At 72.3% G+C, this 1,973-nt stretch carries 1 protein-coding gene and 1 pseudogene; both read left to right on the forward strand.

From position 1 onward, the window contains the following. Positions 1-387: pseudogene (locus AB0F10_RS45405) on the forward strand (glutamylcysteine synthetase); the annotation flags it as partial. 55 nt (positions 388-442) lie between these two features. Beyond that, complete coding sequence (locus AB0F10_RS45410; protein WP_360640802.1) at positions 443-1,945, forward strand: IMP dehydrogenase; 1,503 nt, start codon at positions 443-445, stop codon at positions 1,943-1,945. Positions 1,946-1,973 lie beyond the last annotated feature (28 nt).

A 1,973-nucleotide genomic window follows, 5' to 3' on the forward strand; every position in this document is an offset into this window, starting at 1 on the left:
CTCGCGACGCTGCGCCCGCCCGTCGCCGCCCGGCGGCACCTGGAGATCGACGTCGCCGACCGGCAGCCCGACGACGGCTGGCGGGTGCCGCTGGCGGTCACCGCGGCCCTGCTGGACGACGCGTACGCGGCCGCCGAGGCGGAGTGCGCGACCCGGCCGCTGGCGGGCGCGCCGCGGATCTGGGAACGCGCCGCCCGCGACGGGCTGAGCGACCCGGCCCTGGCCGCCGCCGCGCGGGAGTGCTTCGTCGCCGCGTACGGGGCGCTGGCCCGCCAGGGCGTCTCCCGGGAGATCCGCGACGCGGTCGCCGACTTCACCGAGCGGTACGTGCTGCGCGGGCGCTGCCCGGCCGACGATGTGCTCGACCGGGTGACCGCTCTCCCCTGACTCCGCTGGTAGGTTCGTACCTTTATGTCGGACCGGCCCACAGCTCAGGAGACTTGTGAAGATCCTCGACGAAGTGTCGCGCACGCTCAGCGAATTCCTGCTCGTACCGAGCCTCACCACCGCCGCCTGCACCCCGGACAACATCGACCTGAGCGCGCCGCTGGTGCGCCACCGGGTCGGCGAGACCGCCGCCGTCCGCATCGCCACCCCGCTGACCAGCGCGGTCATGGGCGCGGTCTCCTCGCCCCGGCTCGCCATCGCGCTGGCCCAGTGCGGCGGGCTCAGCTTCGTGCACCAGAACCAGCCGATCCCGGAACAGGCCGCCATGGTCGAGGCGGTCAAGCGGCACAAGGCCGGCTTCCGCTTCTCCGACATCAACATCAAGCCGTCGGCCACCCTCGGTGAGGTGACGGTGCTGCTGGAGTCAGCCGAGCGCGACGTCGCCGTGGTCACCGACGACGGCAGCCCGCACGGGCTGTTCGTCGGTCTCATCTCGACGGACGACTTCCACCCGCGGCGCCACCGCCTGGACGACACCGTCGCCTCCCGGATGCGCGCCGCGGCCGACCTGGTGACCGCGCCGCCGACGGTGACCCTGTCCGAGGCGAACAACCTGATCTGGGACCACCGGCTGGACGTGCTGCCCGTGGTCGACGCCGGCGGCCTGCTGCACTCCATCGTGCTGCGCCGCGATTACGAGCTGCACAAGCGCTTCCGCGACGAGTCGATCGACGCGGACAAGCGTTTCCGGGTCGGCGCCGGGGTGAACACCCACGACTATCGCGAGCGGATCCCCGCGCTCGTCGCGGCCGGCGCGGACCTGCTGTGCATCGACTCGTCCGACGGGTACTCGGTGTGGCAGGCCGAGACGCTCGGGTTCGTCCGCGAGACCTACGGCGACGACGTGCGGATCGGCGGTGGCAACGTCGTCGACGGCCGCGGCTTCCGCTACCTGGCCGAGGCCGGGGCCGACTTCGTCAAGGTGGGCATCGGCGGCGGCTCGATCTGCACCACCCGCGATCAGAAGGGCATCGGCCGCGGCCAGGCCTCCGCCCTGATCGACGTGGTCCGCGAGCGCGACGCGTACGCCGCGGAGACCGGCGTCTACGTGCCGGTGTGCTGTGACGGCGGCCTGCTCACCGACTCGCACATGGCGATCGCGTTCGCGTTCGGCGCGGACTTCGTCATGCTGGGGCGCTACTTCGCCCGCTTCGACGAGAGCCCGTCGCCGCTGGTGCGGGTCGGCGGCCAGTTCTTCAAGGAGTACTGGGGCGAGGGCTCGAGCCGGGCGCGCAACGTGTCGCGGTACGAGCACGGCGGCGGCAGCCGGCTCACCTTCGAGGAGGGTGTCGACGGCTACGTCCCGTACGCAGGCAGCCTCTACGACAACGTCGACCTGACCATCGCCAAGCTCAAGGCGACGATGATCAGTTGTGGCGCGACGGACCTGCCGGGATTCCACGCGGGCGCGGTCCTGGTGCCGGTGTCGCAGCAGAGCTTCCTGCAGAACAGCGCCGAGATCCGGCTGCGCGACCGCCCCAGCGACGCGGGCCGCTGATTCTCCGGGTGCGGCGGCTCAGCCGGTC

This window comes from Actinoplanes sp. NPDC026623 (genome assembly GCF_040638275.1).
Classification (GTDB): Bacteria; Actinomycetota; Actinomycetes; order Mycobacteriales; family Micromonosporaceae; genus Actinoplanes.